This window comes from Candidatus Brocadiia bacterium (assembly GCA_041658285.1).
Lineage (GTDB): Bacteria > Planctomycetota > MHYJ01 > JACQXL01 > JACQXL01 > JBBAAP01.
In genome coordinates, this window is the sequence record JBBAAP010000025.1 from 1 (window position 1) to 4,252 (window position 4,252).

The 4,252-nt window shown below is 50.3% G+C and carries 4 protein-coding genes; all 4 read left to right on the forward strand.

Going from position 1 to position 4,252, the window contains the following annotated elements; genetic code table 11:
- Positions 1-146: 146 nt before the first annotated feature.
- The 4 genes from WC980_10795 (at position 147) to istB (ending at position 3,944) form a co-directional block, all read left to right on the forward strand.
- Positions 147-647, forward strand: coding sequence for a hypothetical protein (locus WC980_10795; GenBank protein ID MFA5795538.1), 501 nt, complete (start codon positions 147-149; stop codon positions 645-647).
- Between the two features lie 172 nt (positions 648-819).
- Complete coding sequence (locus tag WC980_10800) at positions 820-1,653, forward strand: ParB/RepB/Spo0J family partition protein (protein MFA5795539.1); 834 nt, start codon at positions 820-822, stop codon at positions 1,651-1,653.
- A gap of 25 nt (positions 1,654-1,678) precedes the next feature.
- Positions 1,679-3,127: an IS21 family transposase gene (gene istA, locus WC980_10805; GenBank protein MFA5795540.1), complete on the forward strand. Its 1,449-nt coding sequence runs from the start codon at positions 1,679-1,681 to the stop codon at positions 3,125-3,127.
- A complete protein-coding gene (gene istB / locus WC980_10810) occupies positions 3,117-3,944 on the forward strand; it encodes an IS21-like element helper ATPase IstB (protein ID MFA5795541.1) in 828 nt (275 codons plus the stop codon). Before istA ends, istB begins: the two co-directional genes overlap by 11 nt.
- The last annotated feature ends 308 nt before the right edge of the window (positions 3,945-4,252 follow it).

Consider the following 4,252-nt stretch of genomic DNA (forward strand, 5'->3'; position numbering starts at 1 on the left):
GCTCTTCAGTGAATCTAACTTTTAACAAGGGTGTAAAACGATACCACCCAACGGTATAAAACACTACCACCCACCGGCGAAAAACGCTACCACCTTCTTTGCATAGAATAAAACCGTGATCTTTCTTGACCTGAAAGATTACGGTCATGATAATCACGATTACCTGCCTTCATTGTGGGAAAAAAGTACCACAGAATCCAAGAATAAAGAATCAGAAGTATTGTTCCGGAAAAGAGTGCCAACAATCCAGGATGCGTACCTGGAAAGAAAGACAATACAAGAAGAACAGGGAATATCAGAAAAAGAGCCAGGCCAGCCAGAAGGTTTGGCGCAAGAAATTCAGAGCTGATCAATATCAAAGGGATTATCGCGAGACTCATCCGGAGTATGTCATGCGTAATCGTGAGCTACAAAGGGGACGTAACAAAAAGCGTAAAAAGGAGCAATCTTCCATGATTGTAAAGACGGACGCGTTACTTCTGCAACCCAGGGAAGATGGGGCCTACACGCTAACAAAAATTAAAAAAAACATGATTGTAAATAGGAACGCGTTATCTATACGTCCCAGTATTGACGGGGCTTATGGGCTATTTAGGGTAAAAGGGAAAATGATTGTAAATAGGAACGCGTTAATGGCCGCAGAGTAGTAATAACGGGGATAAGCGATGATGTTTAGTCAAAACAGTGTTTGATTGTAAATAGGAACGCAATTGCACCGGTTTTTTTAGCCGGTTACATTTACCGGCACTAAAATCAGTATCGGTGAACCCTAGAATCGAAGAGATCCCATTAAGAGAATTTGACCTTTCTCTGTCAGAGATGCGGATTACGAATATGGACCGGATCCTGCAGGTGGAGAAGTCTATGCGCGTGCATGGTCAGTTGCAGGCTGTTGTGGCCAGGGTGCATGCAGGAGGGATCCAGCTGATCGATGGCTTCAAGAGGCTGTATGCCTCGGAGGACCTGATGATGGAGACGCTGCAGTGTCATCTGCTGGAGGTTGATCTCTCGCAGGCCAAGGTTCTGCTGTTAAGTTACAACCGTCCCCATCAATCCATGGAGGTATGGGAAGAAGCCCTGGTGCTAAAAGATCTTCTGGAGACGCACGAGATGGATCAGCGGCGTCTGGCCAGGCTGATTGGTTACAGCCGTTCGTGGGTCAGCCGGCGGTTGGCACTGGTTGACAAGATGAACGAGGAGGTCAGCGCTGAGATCCGGATGGGCACGCTGACGAGCAGCCATGCGCGCGCGCTGATCCGGTTGCCGCGCGGCAACCAGGGGGAAGTGGCCCGGGTGATGACCAGCTACCATCTGACCAGCCGCCAGAGCAACGCCCTGGCAGATGCTTTTCTGAAGGCCAAAGACGAAGACGGGCAGCGGGATATTCTCGCTCATCCGGAGCAAGTCATTGAGCGTACAGAGCCGTACTCAGAAGAATCAGAAGAAGTATATGATGGGCGGCTCTCCGGCTATGGCAATGATCTGATGCGATCCATCGTGGAGGTTCTCAGTGGTCTGGAGCAACTTTTGCCACTATTGGAGGATAAGCCTCAGGGCAGGATAAATGAATCCGAGAAAGTCATTATCACCCCGTTTCTAAGGAAGGCAGCTGGTTATGCCCGGCAGCTGACCGGGAAAATCAACCCTGTATAAATCCATCAAACAGAACAACACGCGAATGAAAGATGAAAGTTTAGAAAACAAGGTGGTCACCCTTTTTGGCGAAGGTTGGCCTATCCGACGGTTATCACGGGAGTTTAGAATATCCCGCGATCGCGTCCACCGCTTGCTGGTATCCAACTCTGCTTCACGTGATACCACCCCCAGGGAGATCATCAGTGTAAAAAAGAGACGTCCGGGCAAGCTGGGTCCTTACCAGGATTATATTGGTGAGTTGCTGGACAAATATCCTGACATCACCGGTCAGCGGGTGTATGAGCACTTGAAGGAAAAGGCTTTTGGCGGAGAGGTCACCATTGTTCGCCAGTACCTGAATAGCATCCGGCGGGTAGGTCCAAAATCGCCGGTACGGATGGTGGAAACGGATCCGGGCCAGCGGGGTGCTCACGACTGGAGCGATTACCAGATCACGTTTACCGGTACCGGCCACAGGGAACAGGTCACCTTTTTCAGTTATATCCTGTGCTACTCACGCCGTCAGTATATCAACGTGGTGGATGACAAAACGCAGAAGACCTTGTTTGGTGAACTGATCGCATCCTTTATCTACCTGGACGGAGTACCCCGGGAGATCAAAAGCGATAACCAGAAAGCGTGTGTGGACCGCTGGGAGATGGGCCAGCCGGTTTTTAATAGGAAATATCTCGATTTTGCGAGCCATTATTTATATCGTCCCCTGACGATCACCCCGGGAAAGCCCACTGAGAACCTGAAAGTAGAGCGGCCTTTTTACTATCTGGAACGCAGCTTTTTAAATGGCCGGGAGTTCAAAGACCGGGAAGACCTGAAAGCGCAACTGCGCCTATGGCTGACCGAGGTAAATGATCTACGCGAACATGGCACCACCCGCAGGCGGCCGATTGATCTGTACCTGGAAGAGCATCCCTTTTTACAGGTTCTCCCGGCCAATCATTATGACACCTCGGTGCTGACCCACCTGGTGGTTAACCAGGAGTCGTGCGTGCAGTGGAAGGGGTATCAATATGTGGTACCGCAGAAATATATGTACGAGTTATGCCCGGTGCGCGTCACAGAGGAGCAACTGGTGGTATACTCACCCGATGGAGAGCCGCTGGTAACCCTTCCGCTGGCCAAACAGGGCCAGAAGGAGCGGTATGTAGGAGTACCTCAGCAAACCAGGCGGAAGATCGATTTTGCCCTGTCGGATGTGGTCACCCGGTTGCAGGACCTGGGTCCGGAAATGAGCGGGTATATCGGGCACCTCAAGCGGCACAAGCCCACGTCCTGGGGTCATCACCTGAGACGGCTGCTGGCCCTGAAGGTGAACTACCGGGTGGATGACATCCTGATAGCTGTCCGCCGGGCACAGCAATACAAGGTCTACGAAGCAGGAACTATCGAGCGGTTCCTGGAAAACAACTCCGAACCTCGCTACCCCATCAAATTAACCTTTAAACCCCAAAACAGCAACGATGATGAGCACTAAGAAAACAACCCATCCCCAAGGGCAGACGAAGCAGTTTACCGATAACTGCCACTACCTGGGACTTAACCTTCTGGCCGAAGAGTACCCGCAAATCGTGGATAAGGCAGGTAAGGACACCCTTGGGTACTTCGAGTTTATCAGTGGAATCGTTCAGGCAGAGGCTGCAGCCAGGCAGCAGAGACGCACGGAATACCTGGTTAAAAACAGCCGCTTGCCTCAGCCGCTGGCCATGCTCGCCGGCTTTGATTTTGACTTCCAGCCCAAGCTGGACCGGAGACTTATCATGGATCTGGCTTCTCTCAGTTTTATGGAGAGGCAGCAATCGATCCTTTTCGTAGGGGATAACGGGACCGGGAAATCGCGACTCGCACGAAGCCTGGCCCTGAATGCCTGTCAGCGTGGATATAAAACGTATTACACCACCTGCAGTGAGCTGATCAATGATCTGAATGCCGGGGTGTATGAAAAGACACTGGATAAAAGAATCAGAAAGTATATCAATCCGGAACTCCTGCTGATCGATGAGATGGGCCATGACCGGCTGGAGCTGCAGGTGGTTAAAGAGGCACATCTGCTCTTCAAGGTGATCGACCAAAGGTACAAGGATAACAAGCCGCTAATCTTTACCACGAATATCGAGGAGCCCGACTGGCCTGAGTTCCTCGGGGACCCGATCTCAACATCTGCCATCCTCGACCGGATCTTCCATCACTCGGTCATTGTCCGGATCAAAGGTCCCAGCTACCGCAAATACCAGGGTGAACTCCTGCAAAAAGAATATGCTGAAAACAAAGGTGAAAATGAGGGACCAGGGTAAAAGAAACCGTCTAAACTATCGTGAAGAAAAGGCGCTGACATCTGTTGGTGCCTTTTTTGTTATCCGGATCGCGAACACCATACCGGAAATTAATCAAAAGGGGGGCAATATGCTCCAGTTTAGCCGCTTGTTTTAAATCGAAAATTGAACAGGAAAACTTCCACCGGAATCCTCCAAATATCAACCCTCTGGAACCAGCAGCAGATCAACAACACAAAAGGGTGGTAGCATTTTGTTCCGTTTAGTGGTAGTGTTTTAAAACCTCGTTATAACAATTATAGCCAATTACATGATAGTAGCTCCCACAC